Here is a 21,380-nt window from a genome sequence, read left to right as displayed (position 1 = left end):
CCCGACCCCTCAGACCGGTTGGGGATCCTCATGGGCGGCGTCGTAGTCCCGGGCCGACTCATACGCCGGGCCCCCGTCTGCTCCGGCGTAGTACGGTCGTGGCTTCGCCTTCATCGCGATGATGAAGTCCCGCGGGTTGTCCGCGGCGTCCTTGAGCACCACCTTCCAGTCGGGGCCGAACTGCTCGTGCATGAGGTCTTTGACCTCCGGGCACTGCTCGGCGACCTCATCCATAGCGTTGGCGTAGGCCATCGAGTACGCCGCCCGCTGGGCCTCGGGTTCGACGCCGTCGACGGTCATCGTCGCCATCATCACCTCGGATTGCTCGACGGCCATGCGTACGCCGGCGGGGACCCCGCGCAGGTCCATGCCCTGCCTGCGTCCGGCAAAGCCGACCATGTACCCGATGGTCATCTCCCGGAAGCGTTCGCCGTCGGCCCTGCCGTCCTTCATGTCCTTGCTCACCGCGTCGGCGAACGAGATCCGCATCGTCTCGGTGACCGCCGAGCTGTGCTCATCGCGCGTCATCGGCGGGCGCAGGGAGAAGGTCGCCTCGCGTGGCATCCTGACGCCGATGTGGTTCGCCCAGTTCCCGCGCCACTGCTCATCCCGGGCCCCGGTGGCCCCGTCGGTGCGGTAGTCCTTGGTGATTCGTGCATGGGCAGTGCCCTTGAGCATCGTCCACAGCTCCGGCTCGTGCTCCATCCGCGCCCCGACCATCTTCTTGATCCGGTCGACGACGTCCTGGCGTTCGAGGCCGTCGTCCTCGAACTGGGCCCACAGGTGCGAGCGCAGCTCCTTGTAGGACTCGTAGATCTCCTGCGATTCCGTCTCCGGTTCCCGCATCTGGACGAAGGCGTTCTCCATCAGGCCCAGCTCCGTCAGCGCTGCCGACTCCGGGGTGTAGAGCTGCCGCTGGCCGCGCTCACGATAGAGCAGGTCGTCGTAGCGCTTGCGCCACTTCCTCGACAGCTGGGCGCGCGCGTCGGTCGAGCCGACCAGCCGTGCCCTCTTCTTCTTGTCGACGACCCCGCTGAAGAAGTCCCTGCGGCGCTCGATGCCCTTCTCGGCCGCGCCGACCCTCGAGCGGGTCTTGGTGTCGATGCGGTCCTGGATCTTCTCCCTGAGCCGGTCCACGTGCGGGCGAGTCTGGTCGCGGAAGTCCTCCGACAGCAGCGCCATCGACGCCATCATCCCCACGGTCTGGATGACCGAGTTGGTGTTGACCCCGCGCGAGAGCGGACGCAGGCAGCTCTGCACCATCATCTGCACGTAGACCTGGTGCATGGCGTCGAGCCGCTTGGTCGCCTTCTGCTCGGTGAAACCGGGCACGAAAATCTGCGCCCGCCGGAGCGAATCGAGGTACTCCTCGCCGGCCATCCTCGCCTCGCTGCGCAGCTTGAGCAGCCGTTCGCGCTCGCTCGCCTCCGGGTCTTCGGTCGCCGCCCGCTCCTCGTCCCTGGCCCGCTGCTCCTCGTGATCAACGATCGTGGCCTGCACGCTCTCGCTGAAGAACTCTCGCGCCTTCTTTCTGCTCTCCTCCCACACACGGCGGGCCCTCTGCCCGGTCGTCGGCCGCTCCTCGGTGAACTCGGCATCGATCGGCTCCTCGTCGGCCGGTCCCGGCCACGGGGAGTAGACCGCCCCGACCTCCGGGGGCGGTTGTGCTTCGGCTCTCTCGGCCGTCCACTCATCGGCGTCGATCCGCCCCTGTGCGTCGACGGCCATGGGCGTACGGCCCACCGGTACCGTCTCCACGTCTGCCAGGCGCTTGCGCCCGCTCATGTCAGAACCCCATTCCTTCGTCACGCCCGCCCGCCACGGGCTGCTCGATGTCGATCGAGGGCGTGTACTCCGGCCGGACGCCGACCACCACAGCTTGGGCCGAGCGTCGATTCGCCTGGCGCGTGCGCGCCTGATCGATGCTGTCGGCGAGCACGTCGCGCTTGAGCACGGCCGTCTCCACCGTCGGCGCTTCGACACCCGTCTCGGCCTCGGCCGACCGGGCCCGCGTTCGGGCTGTGGGAGCCGGGGCGAACTGCTCGTTGCCCGGTCCGTCGTAGACGTTCTCCCGGGCCGCGGCTGCGGACACGAGGGTCTCGAAGTCACCGCCGTAGGCCATGCGGTCCATGACGGTGCCGACCAGCGACTTGTCTTCCTCAAGGTTGCGCACCAGGCCCGTGTCCGGGGCGGTGAGGGCCTGGGCCACTCGCTGGACGTACTCGGGGTTGACCCGCACATTGAAGCCGTCGGGGGCTTCGTAGAAGGCCTGGAACTGTTCGGCCCACTCTGCGGTGCTCGCCTGCACCGGCTTGCCCTCGATGAACGCGGGCTTCCACTGCCCAACGCCGACGTGCTCGAGCTTTCGGCCCCGCCACAGGTCGCGTCCTGGGCCCTGGAGCATCTCGTACTTGTGCCGGGCCTCGGTCGCATCGTGCTTGGCCTGGAGGATCGACTGCGTCACTGGGTAGGTGACCTCGAGGACGGCCTTGAGGTCCTCCCCCCGCAGCGCGCGCACCGCCCGCTGGCTGTAGGAGCCGCCCAGACCGGTGCCGTGGGCCTTGATCGCCGTGGCGAACATCGATGCCTCCTGGTCGGCCTGCGTGATGCCCGGCACTCCCTGCTCGTCGCCGAGGTTGCGGGCGTAGTCGGCGAGCTTGCGCTCGTTGCCTTTCGCGCCGGTCTCGACGCACACTTCGTGGAGGCTCTGTAGGTGCGTCTTCAAGCTGCCGAACCGCAACGCAGAGCCGAACTCATGACGCTGGGCGTACCGGTAGAAGTCGCTGAGCCGACGGGTCAGGTCCACGTTGCTGTCGTGGTTGCGTCGAGCCACGCTTTCGTTCATGTCAGGATCGTCGTAGTTCGGCTCGACAGCGTTAAGGTTCGCCTCGCCGCTGAGCTGGGCTAGGCCATTCTGAAGGAACGGGTCCTTGGAGATTGCCACCTGAGTGTCCAAGGAGACCTGCATTGCAAAAGGGTGGGTCCCGCGCTCGCTCACCACTCCGGTGTCGAGCAGGTTCGCCGGCACCGAGAACTTGGTCATCGCCTCGTCCTTGGCAGCCTGCGAGTGGAGCTTGACCAGCGCCACGGCGTCGCCGTCGAAGTCGCCGTCGAAGCACTTGTCCATCACCGGGTTGATCGCCGCGCCGGTGAGCCGCTCGTCGAGGGCCACACGCATGTAGCGCACGCCCGAGTCGCGTAGGACAGGGTCGCGCCAGACCAGGGCGTGGTCGCCCTCTTCAAGGTCGAGCCGAGCCGCTTTATCCGGAGACAGTGCCACCTGGTCGATGTCCAGCCGGGGGTCGGCTGTCCACACCATTGTCGCCGAGTTCGACAGCCGCGAAGCCATCAGCCCGGTCTTGAAGACGTTGTTCTTGCCGGTAAGTACCCGCGAGGTTACGTCGGCGGTGATCGCCTCGAAGGAGCGCTGGGCCCGCTGGACGGCCGTCGACATATCCGCCAGCAGCTTTGAGCGCTTGTCTGCGGTGAGTCGCTCGTTCGTGAGCTTCTCCTGCATGAACCGGTACCGGCAGGACTCGACGAAGACCTCTTGGTAGGACCGGGTGTAGTCGTGCATCACCGAGGTCCCGTCGTCGAACTCCTGGCCGCTGCGCAGGTGCGAGGAGAGCACGGGCAGCTTCCAGCTGGTCGCCGAGACCTGTTCGGTCTGCTCATCGGTGGGGAAGGTCAGGGCGAAGGGCAGCTCGAGATCGCCCCCACGGTCGCCGATAAGGTCGCCGAAGGACTTGCGCATCGCAATGGTGTTCAGCCCTGGCGTCCGGGTCGATCTGCCTGGTTTCGTGCGGACGAGCTCGGGCATCGGAATGAACCGGCGCGCCGGCGATTCCTCGCCGGGCTCGGCCTGGCCGACCACCCGCAGCGCTCCGTCGGCGTCCATGTCGAGGCCCGCTACCTGCAGGTACTCGCGCACGTTCGACTCAGGGCCGGTGTTGTGCCCGTAGAACTCCCGCATGATCGCCGGGCAGTCCTTCGACCCCAGCGCCCATGCGAGCTGACTCGAGGCCTTACGGCCGCGTCCGGCCTGGATAGCCTCATCGTCGTAAATCTTCGTCTTTTCGTCGACGGCCATGTGGGTGACCACGAAGCGCATCTGGCCGACACCAGCCTCGGCCGCAGCGCTCGGGAACTCGCTGAGCTCTTTCCCGCGCATCGCTGGAGCTATCAGCGTCTCGACCTCGCCGGTCATGAGCTCTCGGGCCGATCCTGCGTTGCGGCGCGAGATCAGCGAAAACGGGCTCATCACCACGTCCATCTGTGGGTTCTCGCGGAACCATGCGACCTCCTCGGCGATGCCCTGTGCCTCGGCGTCCTCGATACTCATCGACCGATCGACGATGAGCGAGACCACGCCCTTGTTGCCGTGCAGGTCGGAGAGCTTGTCGCCGACGACGAGGTCGCGCAGCTGCCCTTCGGCACCGCGGATCTGGTGGGCCGCGGCGAACTCCTTGGACACGACGATCGGGTCGTCGGCCGTCCAGCCGCCGAAGGTCATCATCGCCGTGCCCACAGGCCCGGTCACCTTTGACGACTGCATGATCGTCGAGACCGTCATCTGCTGGCGGTCGAAGGGGTCGTAGCTCAGAGTTTCCAGCTCGGACCGGGTCATGAGTGGGGCGCGGGCACCGGTGAGGGTTTCTGGGTCGCCGGGCACGATCGAGCCGTTGGGGGAGACCTCGGCGTCGGTCGTGAGGTAGCGGACGATGCCCTGGTTGGTCGCCCCGCCGGTCATCACGGGGTCGAAGTAGCCCTCCGGCGCAGAGACGCGGTTAGCGCCGGTGCCAGTGAGCACCGTCATGTTCCGGCCGCCGGTGAGCGCCCAGGCGTCGAAGTGGTTGTCGTCGGCCGGGTCGGTGCGGTCCCGCCCGGCCCGGTACTCGGCGTAGATGGTCGAGCCGGCCTTGACCTCGTTGCTGTAGCGGATCCGCTTCGTCTCGGTCGAAAGGATCGTCTCGATCCACGGGTCCACGCGGGCGCTGACCTCACCAGTGGCGGGATCGATGCTCAGCTCGGTGGCCCGCTCGATGAAGTTGGTTGGGTACTTGGTGCCGTAGAGCTGCGAGTAGACACTGTTGAGACTCGCCGGCTCGCCGACCTCGCTGCGAGTGGCCACAAGGTCGCCGACGATCTGGTGGGCGATGCGCTCGTGGACGAGCTGTTCGTAGCCGCGCAGCACCGTACGCTCCTCGACTGAGGTCGGCCGCTGCCCGGGCGTCTGGGCTCGAATTCGCGCCTGGTAGCCAGGCACGATGAGCGCGTTCTCGCCGGAGGCGAACCGCGTGACGATCTCGCCGTGGTCGCCGACGTCGAAGACCTGCCCGATCTGGCCGGACACCGGTACCCGCGACCCGCCGCGACGCTGCTTCTCGGCGGTGTAGGAGATCACGCCCTTGTCGTCGATGAGGATCGGGCCGGGCGCGGTGCCCGAGCGGGCCAGCGAGTCGTGGACGGTCATGCCGACGCGCTGGATGAACTCCGACGGGTGGGTTCCGATCGGCACAGCCGTCTCGGCGTTGAAACGGACCAGCCGGTCTTTGAACCGCGTGGTCTGGAAGCCGGTGCCCATCATCTCCGCCGGATCGACCTCGGCCCGGCGCAGCGCCGCGGCGAGGTTGTCGAGGTTCGACCACTGGCCGACCGAGCTGGTCATGTACTTGGCCACCCGGCTCGGGTCGAAGCGTTGGTCGCCCCACTCACCGTCGATCTGGTGGGTCTCGGCCTCCCAGGTGCCGATGAGTTCGAAGGGCACGTCGGCCGCGTGGTCGCGGATGATCTCCTCGGGCGAGCCGCCGTAGACGAGGTTGCCCAGGCCAGCTTCGGCGGACTCGCCAATGGCCTCGAGCCTCTCGGCGTACATCTCCTCGGTCGCACCCGGTCGCAGCAGCGAGGTCTGTTCGCCGGTGAGCACGTCCCAGTAGGAGCGCTGGATCGCGGCGACCTCGGCGTCGGCTGAGTACTCCGGGGGTTCGAACTCGACGAGGTTGAGGCCTTGCGAGTGGTGGGCGTGGAACGAGCCGATGATGCCCTCGACGTCGAGGGCCGACTGCAGGTTCACCCGCGCCGACTCCACAGCCGCCCGGCCGTAGGCCTCGGCCGCCTCGGTGTCGACGAAGTAGGTCGGCAGTGTCCGCGAGGTGTTCTCCCGCCGCAGCAGGACCTTCGAGCCCGAGCCGCGCGTGTAGTCGTCGACGACGAACATCGACACCTTGTCGGTGTAATAGGCATCGGGGACCTCGATGGGGCCCGAGCGGCTCGACTCCGTGTGCGTGGCGCCCAGCACCCCGGCAGTTGCTCCTGGGACGTCTTTGCGCCAGACGGGCTGCCCCTGGGCGAAGCGCAGTAGGGCGACGGCCTCGTCAGGGCTCGCCGAGTGCAGAGCCACGCCGCCGTTGATCCAGTGGTTGGTACTGTAGCGCGAGACCAGACCGTTGTCGTAGATGCGGGCCCCGGCGAAGTCCTCCGACTCTCGGGACTCGGTGAGGCGGATCTCCAGGCCCGTGTCCGCCAGGACGGCCTTGATCTGGCCAGGGTTGATGTCGCGGACGACCTCGTAGGCGGTGCCCTGGGCCTTGAGCTCGTCGAGCACGGCCACGGAGCGGGCCACGGCGGCCTGGGACATGAAGCGGTTGCGGTCGATGCGCCCGGTGTGCGGATCCCGTCCGCCGTCGAGGACCCAGCCGCGGACCTGGTTGTACTCGGCCTCGCTCATCTTGTCCATGAGGGCGGTCAGCCCCGAGGCGTCGTCGTAGGTCATCGCCCGACCGGCCTCGACGATCTTGCCGTCGTCGATGCGCCACAGCATCGCATTGCCGTGCTGCGGGGCCGCGACCCGGTTGACCTCGCCGCCGGTCATCTTCGTCACGGCCTCGTCGGGCAGGTAGGACAGCGCGGTGCCCCCACGCTTGATCGTCGCCCGCTCGGCCCACTCGGGGTCATAGGGACTGATCGGCAGCCGCGCCGACTTCGGGTTCGTTTCGCCGCCGATGCCGGTGGCCCGACTGAAGTCCCGCTGCAGCGCTCGGTAGCGCTCGTCGGCAGCGGAGTGGTTGCCGAACTGGGGCTCGTAGCCGCGCACCGACTCGCCCAGTGCCTGATCGATGGCGCTCAGACAGTCCCGAATGCCCAGCTTGGGATGGGCCAGGCGCTGGGCCGTCGCTGGCAGGCCCTCGGCCTCGAGGATCCCCGGGAGCCCGGCGAGGATCCCGTCGACCCGGGACCGGATGGCTCTGGCCTGGGAGATCGGCACGATCTCCGACGTCTGCCCGCGGGCGTGGTCGATGGCCCGGTAGAAGACGAATTCGTAGAAATATCTCCGCAGGCCATGCGCGGACTTCATGTCTCTGCCTCCTCTGGGGCTACGGGTTGCATGATCATGTATAGTCTATTCGACTGATCATTGACAGTCATTGATGACTTATTTTGGTAGGTATATCAGTCATCATTGGTCGTCGATTCCCGTAAGTCCCAGAGACGACTGAACGTCCCCGGCCGCGTCCGGCTCGGGGACGCCCCCTCAGCGACACCGCGCTACGCCGGATGGGACTCCTGGCGCATCTCGACGGCCATGGCCCGGTCAAACGCCCCGTCGGCAAGCACTTCCCACGACTCCAGCGAAGCGAGGTACTGGTAGAAAGCTGAGTGGATCTTCACCGTCGCCAGGCTGCGCAGGTCTTCCTCGGTCAGCTCCTGCTCAGCGAAGGCCCTGGAGCCCTCGTCGTCGAGGTGACCGTTGATCCGCTGGGCCGCCTCGGAGTACGTCGCCGAGCGCATCGGCGAGATGTAGGCGACCGACCCGTCGGTACTGCGCAGCTCACCGTCGCCACCGATCGAGAAGTGCTCATCGTCGTGCTGCATCTCGAGCATCACGTGCTTGTAGGCCTCGGCCAGCGGCACATCGAGCGTCTTGAGCTTGGCCACGCCGTTGCGATGGACGAGCATCTCCTTGCTCACCAGCCCCTCGGCGTAGATGCGCTCCTCGCGCCTGGACTCATCGGCCTCGAGGTCGTGGACCTCGGCGGCCAACTCGACGTTCTCGATGAACTGGTCGTCGTCGAACATGATCGAGGCTTCGTAGTCGTCCGGGTCCATCATCACCGCCGCGTCGGGGTCCAGACCCTGGTCCTTGGCCGCCAGGCCGCGGATGATCTCCATGACTTCGTCGGCGTAGAGGTCAGGGTCGAGCCGGGCGATCTCGATGTCCTCGTAGCCATAGGCGTCCTGGTACTGCTGCTTGGCCTCACCGGCCCACATCGCCTGGGTGATCCGCTTGTCGAGTAGCTTCTTGAAGTCCGGCTGATTGAGCTTGACGTCGAAGTCGACGGCCGTCGACAGGGTCGGGATCGTCTGCAGTGTGTACTCGTCGTGACCGGCGTGGCGGATCGTGTTCTTGAACAGCCGCCAGCTCATCGGCAGGATCGTCTCGTTGCGATTCCACACCGGCGCGTCGCCGGCGCGAAAGACGATGCTGTTGCGCTCGGGGATGAAGTACATGTCGTTGAACTTGATGAGCGGCTCCTCCTGTGTGCTCATCGTGTACGACACGGCCCCCTGCGTCTTGCCACCGATGACCTTGTTCATGTCCTGCGTGATCTGCTTGGAGTCGCGGTAGACCCGGTGGGTCTTGCCGCTCATCTTCTCCAGCGTCTCGAGCATCGAGTCGTCGGTCGACTTGAGGAAGATGATGTTCGAGGTGTTGCCCTGAACGATCTTGTCCACGGAGTCCCCGTAGACGTCGCGAAGCTGCTGCAAGGTCTGAAGGATGAGCGTGAACTGCTGTTCTTGGCCGAGGCCGATGGACAGCATCGTCTGGAAGCTCTGAATGCCCTCGCCATCGCTGGACAGGTTGCCGAGCTCGTCGAGCATGAATCGGGTCTTGTACAGCGGCTTCTGGTTGCTCTTGGTCATGTAGCTCTTGTCGAAATTGAGGTCGACGAGCTGCTTGATGAGGATGAGCACGATCTGGGCGTACTTGGTCAGGTGCGGCGGCGTCACCAGGAACACCGCCTTGGTCTTCTCCGAGTACCGCACCATCGTTTGCTGGATCGCCCGCGCCCTGCCCTGGACCCGCTCGGGTACGACCGAGTCAGCCAGATTGAGCTTGTCCTGCGGATACGTCGTGTTCGACGACTCGAACGACAAGATCGTCCCGTCGGCCTTGCCGCCCTCGCGCACCGGGCGCAGCTCGCGGATGACGCCGTCCTTGACAATCTTCTCGCCGGTGACCTGCTCCTTGACGAAATGCCGGCCGTTGAGCGAGAGCTGGTAGCTCTTCTTGAAGTAGAAGTAGAAGGTGCGCACCAGCATCTGCTTCTGGGCGTCGACGAGCTCGAGCTTGACCCAGGCCTCGTCAGTGGGGAACTTCCCCTCGAAGTAGTACCGGGCCCAACCCTCAGGCGTGACGACGTCCTGATGGTCGAAGTCCTTGCCCAGCGACGCGGAGAACATCGGGTCGGAATAGGCCGACCATTTCGCCAGCATCTCGCGCATGAGATTGTCACGCTTGAGATAGTTCTGCGAGAACCGCACGCCCATCCGTCGCGGGAACGACAGGCTGCCGAAGTCGGTCGTTTGTGACGGTCGGCCCGAGGTCAGGCGCGAGATCGTCGGGTCGGAGAAGAACGACATCGCGGTCAGGGCGATGCCGTAGACGCTCGCGATCATTTTCTCGGCTCCGGCCATCGCGCGCAGCGCGTTGTCGGCGTTGCCGATGAGGGTGCGCACCGTGTTGGTCGGGAGGGCCGCGGTGGCGTTGAAATACAGTGTGAGCATGTCCTGCTCGGGCTTGCCCTCCCACAGCGGCGACTGCGCCTCGACCCGGCGCTGTTCAGCTTGCAGGCCCTCCTCGTCGTTGTCGAACTCGCCCTTCTTCACCCGCTTCTCGAGCTCGACCTCCGGGTTCTTCATCTTCTTCGAGGTCAGCTGGACGAACATCTGGTAGCAGTTGTAGAGCGTGACCTTGCCCCACATCTCGTCGAGGCGCTGCTCGAGGGCCTCCGGGGGCATGTCGGTGGCCATGGTGAACTCGCGCAGCTCTCGCTCCTCCTCCATGTAGAAGTCGATGAGGCCGTAGGCCACGCGTTTGGATGAGTTGCCGGCGGCCTTGGGCCACACCGGGTCCTCCCCGCCGGAGACGGGGAAGAAGACGTCGGCAATGTTCTCCACGTATTGAGCGCACTTGGTCGAGTCGCCCTCGCGGGCGGCGTCGGCGGCCATGCCCAGCGGGTTGTAGATGTTCGTCTTCACCGGGTTGATGAGGTTGAACTGAACCGGCTCGAACCCGCGCATGACGAAGGGCACGTAGTTCTTGACCAGCAGCTCGCCCTTGGGGTCGTTGATGATCATGTTCGACGGCCGCTTCTCCCGGCTCCACATGTCCAGGGTCGGCTCGATGATCGTCTGACCCTTGCCGCCTCGGGTGATCGCCAGGACCATGGTGTTCACCGGAGCGGTGTCGACGATGTAGGTACCGGCCGGGCGCTGGACCTCGTAGCCGGGGAACGTCCAGTCGTCCATGATGAGGTCGGCCACGGTCTCGTATTTCCCGAGCTTCCCCTGCGCCTTGCCGTCCGGGTTGTACGGGATGACGGTGGTGTCGAAGCGCTTCCGCAACGCCTTGCCATCGCCGCCCTTGACGTCGGGGACGCCGGAAGCCTCGAACAGAGCCTTGCCGAAGTCCTCATCGATGAGCGGGACGGTCCGGGTCTTGACGTTGCCGTCGGTGTCCTCAAGGGGGTCGCCGGCGTAGTAGAGGATCTCGCCATCCTCGTCGACGATGTCGTCCTCGGCCCGCTCGACGAGATCAACGGTACCCAGGCCCTTCTTCTTGAGCATGGTGTGGCTGATGACTGACGAGACCTGCACGGCCGAATGCGCACCGGCATCGGGGAAGTAGTCGAACTTCTCCATGATCTCTTCGGGCAGCGCGATGTGCTGGTCGTTCTGGTGCTGGTTGATGTCGTCGGTGTCGTGCATGAGGTTCTCGGCGCTGACCCGTCGGGTCACCAGGGTCGAGATGACCAAGGCCACGGCCAATCCCGTGCCCACCGTCATGAACAGCTTGAAGCCGGTCACGGTCGCCAGCTGGGCCCCCACGGTCGTCGTCGCGGGCTCATCGGTGCCCTTCGTCTCGGACTCCTCCTGGTACCAGTCCGGCTTCGGTACCTCTTCGGCGCTGCCGTAGCACTTCCCGCCGGGGTCCGGCGACCCGGTCTCGGTGATCTGCTTGTAGCACGTCACCGACGTTCCACCCTCACTAACCTGGGTCTTGACGTGGTAGGGCTGCTCGGCCGGAGCGCCTATGCTGACCCCGCCCAGGGCACCGAAGACTCCGATGAACAGGGTGGCCAGGATCGAGTAGACCAGCCAGGCCAGCGCGAAGACGGCGGCGCCGGTGATGGCCGCCCCGATGAATCCCGGGGTGCGCGAGCGCCGGGTGCCCAGCGTCGACCGGTCGAGCTGCTGGTCACCGTGTACGTCCCTGTTGCTCAGCGTCTCGTCCGGCCGCCTGGCCCTGATCTTGTCCCAGGTGGAGGCGGTGGGCCGCTTGGCTCGCAGTGATTTCAGTCCCATGGCGTGCGAATCCTGTCCTGCGTTCTCGGATGCCCTTCTGATGCCGACGGCGGTGCCCGGTCCACCCGGAGCACCGCCGTGGCTTCCGTTCCATGCGCTTCGTCGCCCCTGCCCTCAGTTGGTCATGAGCGTCCCTGCGATGAATCCGACCCCCAGGCCGAGGATCACAACGCCGACGATGATGCTCAGGATGAGCCAGCTCGCGTGCCGCTGAAGCACCGCGAAGCGCTCGAGATTCTTGTCGGCGGCGTCCCGATCGGCCATGACCGCCTGCAGACGACGGTCGGCGAACTCCTTGGCGCGGGTCTCGATCACCGCGTTCTCCTCGCGCAGGTCCTGGACCTGCTTGGTCAACGTCTCGGTCTTGGCCCGCTCCACCGACAAGTCCTTGTCCCACTCGGCGTCGCGCTCCTTGATCCTCGTGATCGCCTCCTGGCGGGCGAGGTCGAGCTCGTCCTCGGACCGGCGAATCCGGTCGGCGTGCTCGGACCGCTGGGCCTCGAGCGCGGCGGCATGCTCGGACCGGGCCGCAGCCAGCTCGTCGGTGCGCGCCAGCTGCTCGGCCAGGGCCTCGGTCCGGGCGATGTCATCGCCCCGGTGATCGGCGACGATCCGGCCGACCTCGTCCTTCCAGCGGTCCAGGCGATCCTGCTCGGCAGTGAGGTTCTCGTTCTGCCGTTCGGCGAGCACCTTGAAGATCTGCGTCTGGCCGACCTGGAGCTTGAGGCTGGCGTCGTTGCGCCGGATCCGCAGGATCTCCTGCAGATCGTGGGCGTGAGCGTTGCTCATCTCCCGATCGATCTCGACGACCGCATCGGCCTGGTGCCTTTCGACCCGGGCCTTGTTGCGTTCCCGGTAGTGGGCCTCGGCATCTTTCGCGGCCTTCTCCGCGAGCACCTTCACGTGCTCCTCGTAGTCGGCGACGATCCGGGCCTTGGCCTTGCGGACCTTCTCGTCCTTCTCCGAGACCCTCTCGGCATGCTTGGCCTCGATGCTGTCCATGAGCTGCTTGTAGCGGCTGTCCTCGCGATCGGTGGCCAGCACACGGATGACCTGCTCGATGTGCGTGGACATGAGGTTGACGTAGAGGGCCCGCAGCTCGTCCTCGTGCTGGTAGCGCAGACCGGCCAGGTCGGCGTTGGCCTGCCGGCTGAGCTGGGCGACCTGGTCGCCCAGCCACTCGCTCGCGCCCTCGGGCACCTCGAGCTGGACGGCCGGGGCCCCGATCGAGAACGTGCGGTTGAACTCGTCGAGTCGGATGCCCAGATCCAGGTCCTCGGGCAGGAAGCGCCGAGCCAGGCCGTTGCGGACGGTCTCCTGGTCGTCGGCGTAGACCTCCTCAGCTGCCTCGACGGGCATCGGCTCGTCCACGGCGGTGTCGTCTTCGTCGATCTCGTCGATGCCGAAGCCCTCGTCCCTGGGGTTCTCCGTCGCCACGGGGGCTTCGGAGGCCGGTGCGGGCTCGCCGATCGGCTCCGGTTCGGGGTCCTCTAAGTCGGGCTCCTCGTCGGCGGTCAGGGCGTCGACGACCGGCGCATCATCATCGTCGTCAGTGGGGGAGGCGTCCTCGTTCGGCGAAGCGAAGATCTCGTCGCCGTCCTCGTCCGCGGGCGTGTCCACGACGTCCGTCGCCTGCGTCGGATCAGAGGCTGCGGGATCGGTGGGGTTGGCGCCCGACAGCCCCGAATGGTCGGCCCAGGCCTGCCGTCCCACCGCCTGCTCGAGGCTGAGGGTGTCAGCGGCGACCTGTTGCGTCTGGGGGAAGGTCGCATCACCGACGAACTCGACGTGCAGGTCCCCCCCACCGGTCTCCCAGACCACGGCCCAGGAGTACTCAGCTTCTGTGAGCAGCGAGTACTCGTCCATCCGCTGGAGCGTGGAGACGCTTGGAATGATGCCGAAGACCTCTTCAGCGAGCATCTCTGCGGTGGCGACGGTCTCGATCGCGTCATTCTCGATGAGTTTGATGATCGAGCCCTTGGCCTCGTCCCGACTCTGACGGCGATTGAGCCCGCCGACGGCCTCAGAGGACAGGCCGAGCATCACCCAAGCGGTGCCGGAGGGGAAAGCGAACTTCTCGTTCTTCTTGAGCAGGTCCACGACCCCCGCCGTCGCGGTCTCGTGTACGACCGAGGACAGCAGTTCGTCCGGCTTCTTCTTGCGCTCTTTCTTGCGTCTGGCCGCCGTCATGCCTGGAATGGCCATGGATGTCGATCCCCTCACTGGACGAAACACAGTTTGACTGGTTCATTAACGATCCTATCGTTCGTGTCAGTGAATAAACAATAAAAGAACCATTATATGGTTCCATTGGATGAGTGATGTTCTGCTGTGCGTGGCCCCGAGCCGCAGCCCCGACGGTCCGGTCACAGTCACGCCCTGGTCGGCCCCGCCCACAACTTGCATCTGCGCGAGAGTCAGCCGACGAGGCCATCGCCCTGGCTGTCTGCCGCGAGGATCCCTGCACCGCCGAACAGCACGCCTTCCTGTGGCGCGTCCGCGGCGCATGCGACTGCTTCACCATCGATCGCGAGTGACTCAGGTGACGCTTGCGAGGTGTCACGAAGCACCGCTCTCAGGGGTCCCCCTTGGAGAGCCGTCCTCACCGAACGCTCCACAACCATGAGTGCCGACAAGGAAGGTAAAAACATGAGTGCATTTGACGCCCACAGGCCGGCCCAGAGGGAGATCGAGGCTCTCTACAGCCGAGTCGCTCGTGAGACAGAGGACGGGCGGGTCCGCCAGCTGGTGGGCGTCGATCGGCCGGTGTCCGAGTAGGAGGCTGAACAGGCCCTGGAAGATCTGTTTGCCCGCTGGGCAGGCCTGCCCCACGCTCACAGGACCACCGGGGAGGAGTAGACCTCACACATGGGAGCGACCTGCCCTCACGGTGTTCACCGTGAGGGCAGGTCGCTTCACGTAGCACGACTGCCTCGTCCGCCTCAGGTGAAAGGGAGGCGAGAGGCCGACCTACAAAATTCAGCCTCGATGGGCGCTGACGACGATGCGCGCATCGGACTTGAGCAGGTGCTTGTTGTCGCTGACGAGCTTCCCTGCGACCTCGACCCGAACCCGTCGTTCGGCTGGGTGCTCGTTGATGAACGTCGCGATGCTGGTGGTCACCTCGTCAGTGAGCTTGGCGACCACGGCGCGCGCGCCGCCGGCGTCGGAGTCCGACTCGCCTTTGTCTTCGACGAGGTATTGCAACACCTTCTTGGAGACGTCGACCCGCACGTTGTGCTTGACGGCGACCTCCTGGACGACCCCGCGCAACTTGCCAGCGACGATCTTCTTCTGGGTCTCCTCCGACAGCGGCTGGAAGGGCACGATTGCGTCAATGCGGCCCAGCAGCTCGGGTGGGAAACGGTTGCCTCCGGTCGTCTGCGAGATGGAGCGCCGGATGAGCTTCTGATACTCGACAAGGTTCTCGCCGGAGCCGGTGTCAGAGGAGGCGTAGTTGGCGATCGTCTTGTAGATCTCGGAGCCTGCGTTGGTGGTGAGCACGATGTAGGCGTTGAGGAAGCTCACTGTCCGGTTGTTGTCGTCGGAGAGCCGGCCGTCGTCGAGGACCTGGAGCAGGATGCGCGTGACGATCGAGTTCGCCTTCTCGATCTCGTCGAAGAGCAGCACGGAGTAGGGCCGGTCCCACACTCGCTTCGTCAGCTCCGAGCGGAATACCGCGTAGGATTCCTCGCTCGCGTACTCGGTCATGTCGAATCGGATGAGGTGTCGCTCGTCGTCGCCGAAGATAAGGTTCGCCAGCTGCTTGACCGTTTCCGTCTTACCAGTGCCTGTACTCCCAGTGAATACAAAGGAAGCTCTCGGCTTGCTCTTGTCATTGAGGTCGGCCACCGACAGCTGCAGGCGACGGGCGAGCATGCTCGTGGCAAGGTCCTGGCTGAACACCCGTTCGTCGAGCTCGGCCTTGATCCTCGCCCCGTCGACGCGGACGTCGACGTTGTTGCCCGTCGACTCCATGATCACGTCGGCGAGCAGCTCGCGGTCCATGGCCCGGCCGGTGATCCGGTGCCAGCCGACCATCGAGTCGAGCACGAGGATCGACTTGCGCGGCTGAGAGCTGGCCGGGACGTAGCGCTGGGTGTACTCGTAGATCTGCTGGAAGATGTGGTCGTCGTAGAACTGATCGGCGACCCCGTAGCGCCCGGCCATCCCCTTGAGGATCTTGACTGTCGTCGCCTGGTCCGGCTGGGAGAGGTTGATGCGCTGGAGGCGCTCGACGAGCGGCTGATTCGACGAGATGTGCTTGTGGAACTCCTCATAGGTCGTCGCCGCGATGATCCGGATCCCGCGCGTGCCCGAGGCCGCCAGCACCGGTTTGATCGCCTCGGTCGCGGCGTCGGAGAGCTGGATGATCTGGTGGAACTCGTCGATGAAGAGCACGAGTTCTTCCTGTTCGACCTGGTGGAACTCCTCGGCCTCGTCGAAGAAACGCTTGAGCAGGGCGGCCATCTGCTGGCCGTCGCCTGCCTCGGCGATCATCCGTGCGGGGTCGACTTCGAGGTAGCGGCGCTGCGAATCCTGGACTGACACCGCCTGGACGAGCGCGGTCTTGCCCGTGCCGGCCTCGGCCAGCAGCAGCACGTTCGATAGCTCGGGCCGCGCCATTCCCGCCATGACCTGCATCTGCTCCCGCTTACGGCCGACAATCTCACGCTCGGCCGGCTTGAGCGGGTCCGACAGCTTCGACAGGGTCGGGTAGGCCGCATCGAGCCTCTCGGCGTTGAACATCTACCGGATCGCCCCCCGGCCATTTGGCTGTTTCAATTGAAAGACTAGTAAAAACACTATCATAATAGACTATCAGAATAGCCCTATGAAATGATTTGTGGAGCGACTTCCTAGGGTTCTTTGGGTGCTCTTCAGTCGTCGTACTCCCGGCCGACGCCCTGCTGGCCCTGGCCCTCGAACCGGTAGTCGTACGTCTCCGAGACCGGTCGACCTGCCGATTGCGTCCGCGGTGCGGTGTCCGACAGCCACTCGTCGGCCGCCTCGGGCTCGGCCTGGGCGCGGGACCGGTTCGCCATCTCCGCACGCGCACCGCAGTAGGCACCGGTGGCCGCTCCCTTTCTCGCTGCGGCGGCGACGCCCTTGGCCTGCGTATCGGAGGCACGCGCCCGGTCAGCGGCGGTGGCCGTGTCCCTGAAGCTCTCAGACTGGACCGTCTGGTCGACCTTCGAATCCTTGATCCGCTGGTTGACCGGCGGCTTCTTCGTCGGCACTTCCGCGCTGTCCGGCTGGGCTGGCCGCGTCTCGCCGCTCGCCTCGGCCTGCTCGATCTCCCTGACCGTCCGCACGTTCTTGGCGAGTTTGGCGTTGACCGCGCCCCGACGACTCCGCCCAGCGGCATCGCCGTGGCGAAGGCTCGACCCGGGTTCCCGGCCTTTCTCGCGGTATTGGCCTGGCCCACGCTCGCCCCGGCAGCCGCTCCGATCGCCGTCCCGGCTCCCGTGCCGAGGCCCGGCTGAGGTTCGTTGACCGCCTGCTGACGGCCGGTCTCGTCGATCTCGAACTTGTACGGGTAGGTCTCGGACTCCGGGGCCTGCTCGGTTGACATGGGATGCACCGAGTCGTCCTGCCAGGCCTTCGCCGCGTCCATCAGTGACGGCATTTCGATCTGTTCGGGTCCCATGTCGTGTCTCCTCTCACAGGCATCAGCCCTTCGAAGTGGGCGAAGACCCGCACCCCGGGAATGCATCCCTGGTGCGGGCCTTCCGTTCGTGAGCCCGGTCCCGATCAGCCGATCGAGGGCTCCGGCTCGGCGACGGGCGCCGCGGGGGCCGGGATCGCTTCGGGCTGGGCGGTCTGCGCCTGCTGGGTCTCGGCGGTCTTCTCGGCCTGACGGGCCCGCTTGGCCGCCTTCATCGACCCGAACTGGTCGTTGAGGGTGTTCGGCTCCATCTTGAAGTCGGACTGGCCGATCTCCTTGTTGGTGTTGATGATCAGGCCGTCCTTGGCCGGCATGACGCTGGCCTTGACCGCGAAGGCCGCGCCGATCGGCTCGCCGTCCTTGTTGGTCACGGGCTCGACGTTGGGCCCGGCGGCGGCCTTGATCTTCTCGAACTGATCCATTGAGTAGCCCGCGCCGTTGTTGTAATAGGTCTTGCCGTCGCGCTCCTGCTTCAGCGAGATCAGGTGGAGGTTGCTCTGGCTGGGGCCGCGAGGGTCCCTGTGGTCGACCATCGCGTCGAGGAACTGGCTCTTGCCGTTCTTGGTGACGTTGTTGAAGTGGGTCTTGACGATGAGGTTGATGTTGGTCATCGCACCTTCGCCCGGGAGGTAAGCCATGATCGTTCCCTTTTATTCAATCCGCCTGAAATCAGGTCGGTCGTGATCAGTGACATCGTCCGAATCGATCAACTGAGTCGCTATCGAACACTTCTCACAGTAGTACCACTATAGATCATTGGCAACAATTAAATGATGTCTCTTAGTCTTTTGTTGGGGTCGATCTGAAGGAGCCATGTTGACGATCCTGGTTGACATCGGAGGGTGCGGTGCTCGCTTCGAGTGCGGCCTGGTCGACCCGGGCAGTAACCCGCACCGCCAGCTCGGCGTCGAGCGAGGACGCCTTCGACCGGCGGGCCGCTTCGGCCCACTCTTGCTCCGCCCGCAGCTCGGCGATGCGCGAAGGCAGGACAAACTTGCCGGTCTCGGCCCGTCCCGCCGACAGCGCCCGCGCCGTGCGTGTCATCGCCGCCACGTCGTCGACGGGCAACTCGACGATCGTCGCTGACTGCCCTGAGCCCTCGAGGTAGTCCATCGCCGCCAAGACCAGCTGCCTCCGAGTCCGTGCCGCGGCCAGGAACGCCCGTCCGGCCCGCTGCCCGACCTCTACGTCGGAGACGAAGTCGTAGCCGAGGTGATGGAGGTCGAGGGCCTTGACCTCCGCGAAGTCGTGGCTGACCCCCTCGGCGATGACCGACTCGTCGACGCCGAGCTCGAGAACGAGACCCGATCCCGCCAACCGGCTGCGCAGCTCGGCGACCCGCTCGTCGTAGACCCGCTTCATCGTCGCGATCCGGCCGTCGAGGACGGCTCGCCCAGCTCTGCCCTGGGTCAGGTGCCGGCCCCCGGGCTGGTCGTAGACCTCCCGGCCGATCCGCTCAGCCTCCTCCACGTCCTTCATCCGCGCCAGCGAGGCGTCGGCACGCAGGCTCATCAGAGACAGGAGTCGGGCACCGTAGTCGGAGAGGGCCTGCTGCTCCTCGTGCCAGGCACTGGAGTCGGCGAGGAAGGGCAGGAAGTGCTGGTACTTGGCCATCACCTGCTCGTGCCAGCGCTGCTCGAAGCGGTAGTGGTCGTAGAGGGGGCGCGAGTCCACTGCGGCGACGTCGACGGCGTCCGAGCGCTCCCAGCGCAGGGCGAGCCTGCGGTTGTGCTCGGCCTGGCGGCGGTGGTGGGCCAGGCGCGAGGAATAGCTGCGCAGACGGAAGCCGAAGTGGATAAGGTCGCTCGCCCCCTCGCCCTGGGCCTGCTCGTCGGCGGCAGCGACGGCCATGCGCTCGTAGTCCATCCCCATGAGCTCGAGCATCGGGGTGCGCACGGTCAGCTCCTCGGTGGACATGGCCCGCAGCAGCTGGTAGACGCCGTTGACGGCGCGCTCGACGATCTGGGATCGGCCACGGTCGATGAGCGCCTGCCACTGCTCGGTCGACAAGTCCTCGTTGGCCCGTCGGCTGTCGGCGTAGTCGCGGATGCGCTCCATGGCCGCCGGCATCGGCGAGCCGGGGCGGACCAGCTGCTCGGCTACCAGTTCGGTCACCAGCGCATTAGCCTTGCGCATCGACGCCGCGTTCGACCCGGCTCGCCACAGACTCCGGTCGACCGGCAGACAGGCGAAAACGAACTGCGGCAGGGCCTCGGACCGGATCCGGTCGTGGGCCCAGCGCTTGATGTAGGTCGTGACGTTGCGCCGCTCATAGCCGATCGCGCTGGACAGGTGGGCCACGGGCTGCTTCTCGTCGAGCCAGGCGTCGATGCCCCGGCGCAGGCGGGCCTTGTGCCGGTCGAGCAGCTTGCCCTTTTGCGTGCCGTCCTTGGCTCGCCGCCCCGGGCCGGCGTCGACCATGGCCAGGTGGCAGTGGACGTGCTCGGTGTCGACCTGCACGACCCCGACGTAGCGGAGGTCGTCGTAGCCGCCGGTGCCCGAGGCCATCCTCTCGAGCCCGTGCATGATCGCCATCCTCAGCTTCATCTGATCGAGATGGCCGCGGTAGTCGCCGGCCTTCTCACAGTGGAAGTCGGGATCGACGATGCCGTGGCGCTTGAGGTAAGCCTCGTCGAAGGACAGCACGGTCTTCATCACCGTGTGTCCGCCCTCGAAGAGGCGCTGGATGTCGGCGCTGGCGGACCCCAGCTGCTCGTCGGACAGGGACATCGAGCCGTAGCCGAAGGCCACGCCCCCGTCTCCCTGGGCCTGGCGCATCTCGTACTTTGCCTCCCGGCGCGAGGGCATCCGCTCCACCGCCGAATCGCGCGCCATGTAGCGCAGGATGAAGTCGTCGGTGCGCAGGCGCTGGATCGGTGCCAGGGACTCGGTCGCCCCTTCTCTGGCCATGTACCGGGCCACGTACGCTCCCGGCGTCCCGCCGCGCGAGCCCTTGCCTCCGAGCAGGGGGACACTGAACTCGTTGACCACGACGATGTCCGTCTTCAGTGGCATGGCCCTGGTCCTCCCTTTGATGGGACCAACTCCGGCCCGCGAATGAAGTCCACGCGTTCCGGGGCTGGTCGGTCTGGTGTCGCGCCCGTGCGAGCCTCAGTACTCCCGCCCGTCCTCGCTCGACGCCTGATCGAGCTCGGCGGCGCGGGCGGCGACTTCGGCCTTGCGTCGCTCGAGCGAGGACGGGCCGGTTGCGGGGATGGCCTCGTCGCCGAAGCCGAAGTCGACGTCTTCCGGGTCCGCCTCGACCGGCTCGCGCACCGGCGACGGGGCCATCCGCCCGGCCCTTTCCCGGTCGTCGTCCTTCTTGCCCTCGTCGCTCTCGACCAGCGAGGACGCCACCTGCTGAGCGTAGAGGTGCTCGGGCGTGCCCTCCTCTGCGGCCAGTCCGGCCTGGAACGCCTGGCGCTCGGCTTCGATGGCGTCCTCGATCTCCCGCCTGCGCCCGTCGAACTCGTCGACGACCGTGAGCTCGGCGACGGCCTCGCGGTCCTCGCGGACGGACTCGACGTCGTAGACGTCCTCGCCGAAGAGACTGTCGAGCTCGCCGGAGCGGATGTCCACCGTGCGCTTGTCGGCGACTTCGACCCCAGAACGGGAGAAGTCGTCGAAATAGGCGGCCAGGTCGTAGCCGGAGGTCTCCAGGCTGGTGGGCAGGTCGCCGCGGCGGTGGACGTGGGCGAAGACGACCGGCAAATGGCCACCGTCGACGCCGGGGTCGGGGGCGAGCACGACCGCGTCGATCTCAGCTGGCAGCTCCCATTCCACGCCGGTGACCCGGCCGTCGGGCACGCGAAAGCCGGGTTGGAAGTAGCCCTTCTGAGCCAGGTGGACGAGCTGGGCGTCGTCGAACTCGTAGAACACGTCGATCTGCTCCGAGCCGACCGGGTACGTCAGCTCGGTCAGCCCGTGGGGCATCCCCTCGGGCAGTGCGATGGTGCGCATCTCGCCGATGCCGTGCAGGTAGGGCCGGTACTTCTGGTCCTGGCCGTGGTGGGCCAGCTCGATCGTGTTGATGAGCACTCCGACCGTGGCCGGGATCCGCTCGAAGCGCTGGGTCTTGACCCCTCTCAGGTTGAGCACGCGCTCGGCCCACACGTCGGCCATTGTC

General features: G+C 66.2%; 10 protein-coding genes. 1 reads left to right on the top strand and 9 read right to left on the bottom strand.

Translation table 11 applies throughout. The features are described from left to right. Nucleotides 1-9: 9 nt before the first annotated feature. From BQ8420_RS14165 to BQ8420_RS14150, 4 genes are all read right to left on the bottom strand, one after another. Entirely contained in the window at nt 10-1,785 is a 1,776-nt protein-coding gene (locus BQ8420_RS14165; protein WP_087099224.1) for a hypothetical protein, read from the bottom strand. Between the two features lies 1 nt (nt 1,786). Then, the gene (locus BQ8420_RS14160) at nt 1,787-7,354 is read right to left on the bottom strand and encodes a hypothetical protein (RefSeq protein ID WP_087099222.1); all 5,568 of its coding nucleotides are present in this window, start codon (nt 7,352-7,354) and stop codon (nt 1,787-1,789) included. Nucleotides 7,355-7,545: 191 nt separating this feature from the next. After that, complete coding sequence (locus tag BQ8420_RS14155; RefSeq protein WP_087099220.1) at nt 7,546-11,586, bottom strand: type IV secretory system conjugative DNA transfer family protein; 4,041 nt, start codon at nt 11,584-11,586, stop codon at nt 7,546-7,548. A gap of 114 nt (nt 11,587-11,700) precedes the next feature. Then, nucleotides 11,701-13,791 carry a hypothetical protein gene (locus tag BQ8420_RS14150; protein WP_143847262.1) on the bottom strand — a complete coding sequence of 697 codons (2,091 nt, stop codon included), beginning with the start codon at nt 13,789-13,791 and terminating at the stop codon, nt 11,701-11,703. 444 nt (nt 13,792-14,235) lie between these two features. Between BQ8420_RS14150 and BQ8420_RS33035 the strand changes: the two genes are divergently transcribed. Further along, on the top strand, nt 14,236-14,364 hold the full coding sequence (locus tag BQ8420_RS33035) for a hypothetical protein (RefSeq protein ID WP_255404872.1): 129 nt from the start codon (nt 14,236-14,238) through the stop codon (nt 14,362-14,364). Nucleotides 14,365-14,565: 201 nt separating this feature from the next. On the opposite strand, the gene BQ8420_RS14145 is transcribed toward BQ8420_RS33035, so the two are convergent. The 5 genes from BQ8420_RS14145 to BQ8420_RS14125 all read right to left on the bottom strand — a co-directional run bounded on the left by BQ8420_RS14145 (nt 14,566) and on the right by BQ8420_RS14125 (nt 21,376). After that, entirely contained in the window at nt 14,566-16,335 is a 1,770-nt protein-coding gene (locus BQ8420_RS14145) for an AAA family ATPase (RefSeq protein WP_087099216.1), read from the bottom strand. A 131-nt stretch (nt 16,336-16,466) separates the two neighbouring features. Next, the gene (locus BQ8420_RS14140; protein WP_087099214.1) at nt 16,467-16,901 is read right to left on the bottom strand and encodes a hypothetical protein; all 435 of its coding nucleotides are present in this window, start codon (nt 16,899-16,901) and stop codon (nt 16,467-16,469) included. Between the two features lie 439 nt (nt 16,902-17,340). After that, the gene (locus tag BQ8420_RS14135) at nt 17,341-17,892 is read right to left on the bottom strand and encodes a hypothetical protein (RefSeq protein WP_087099212.1); all 552 of its coding nucleotides are present in this window, start codon (nt 17,890-17,892) and stop codon (nt 17,341-17,343) included. Nucleotides 17,893-18,034: 142 nt separating this feature from the next. Then, a complete protein-coding gene (gene mobL, locus BQ8420_RS14130; protein ID WP_087099210.1) occupies nt 18,035-20,269 on the bottom strand; it encodes a relaxase MobL in 2,235 nt (744 codons plus the stop codon). 96 nt (nt 20,270-20,365) lie between these two features. Beyond that, nucleotides 20,366-21,376 carry a hypothetical protein gene (locus BQ8420_RS14125; protein WP_087099208.1) on the bottom strand — a complete coding sequence of 337 codons (1,011 nt, stop codon included), beginning with the start codon at nt 21,374-21,376 and terminating at the stop codon, nt 20,366-20,368. Between the last annotated feature and the right edge of the window lie 4 nt (nt 21,377-21,380).

This window comes from Nocardiopsis sp. JB363, from assembly GCF_900143625.1.
Lineage (GTDB): Bacteria > Actinomycetota > Actinomycetes > Streptosporangiales > Streptosporangiaceae > Nocardiopsis.
This window is presented reverse-complemented; position numbering and strand designations above follow the sequence as displayed.

Coding starts and splice junctions, on each gene's coding strand:
- mobL (WP_087099210.1), bottom strand. CDS start 20,269: ATGCCACTGAAGACGGACATCGTCGTGGTCAACGAGTTCAGTGTCCCC.
- BQ8420_RS14160 (WP_087099222.1), bottom strand. CDS start 7,354: ATGAAGTCCGCGCATGGCCTGCGGAGATATTTCTACGAATTCGTCTTC.
- BQ8420_RS14145 (WP_087099216.1), bottom strand. CDS start 16,335: ATGTTCAACGCCGAGAGGCTCGATGCGGCCTACCCGACCCTGTCGAAG.
- BQ8420_RS14125 (WP_087099208.1), bottom strand. CDS start 21,376: ATGGCCGACGTGTGGGCCGAGCGCGTGCTCAACCTGAGAGGGGTCAAG.
- BQ8420_RS33035 (WP_255404872.1), top strand. CDS start 14,236: ATGAGTGCATTTGACGCCCACAGGCCGGCCCAGAGGGAGATCGAGGCT.
- BQ8420_RS14150 (WP_143847262.1), bottom strand. CDS start 13,791: ATGGCCATTCCAGGCATGACGGCGGCCAGACGCAAGAAAGAGCGCAAG.
- BQ8420_RS14155 (WP_087099220.1), bottom strand. CDS start 11,586: ATGGGACTGAAATCACTGCGAGCCAAGCGGCCCACCGCCTCCACCTGG.
- BQ8420_RS14165 (WP_087099224.1), bottom strand. CDS start 1,785: ATGAGCGGGCGCAAGCGCCTGGCAGACGTGGAGACGGTACCGGTGGGC.
- BQ8420_RS14135 (WP_087099212.1), bottom strand. CDS start 17,892: ATGGCTTACCTCCCGGGCGAAGGTGCGATGACCAACATCAACCTCATC.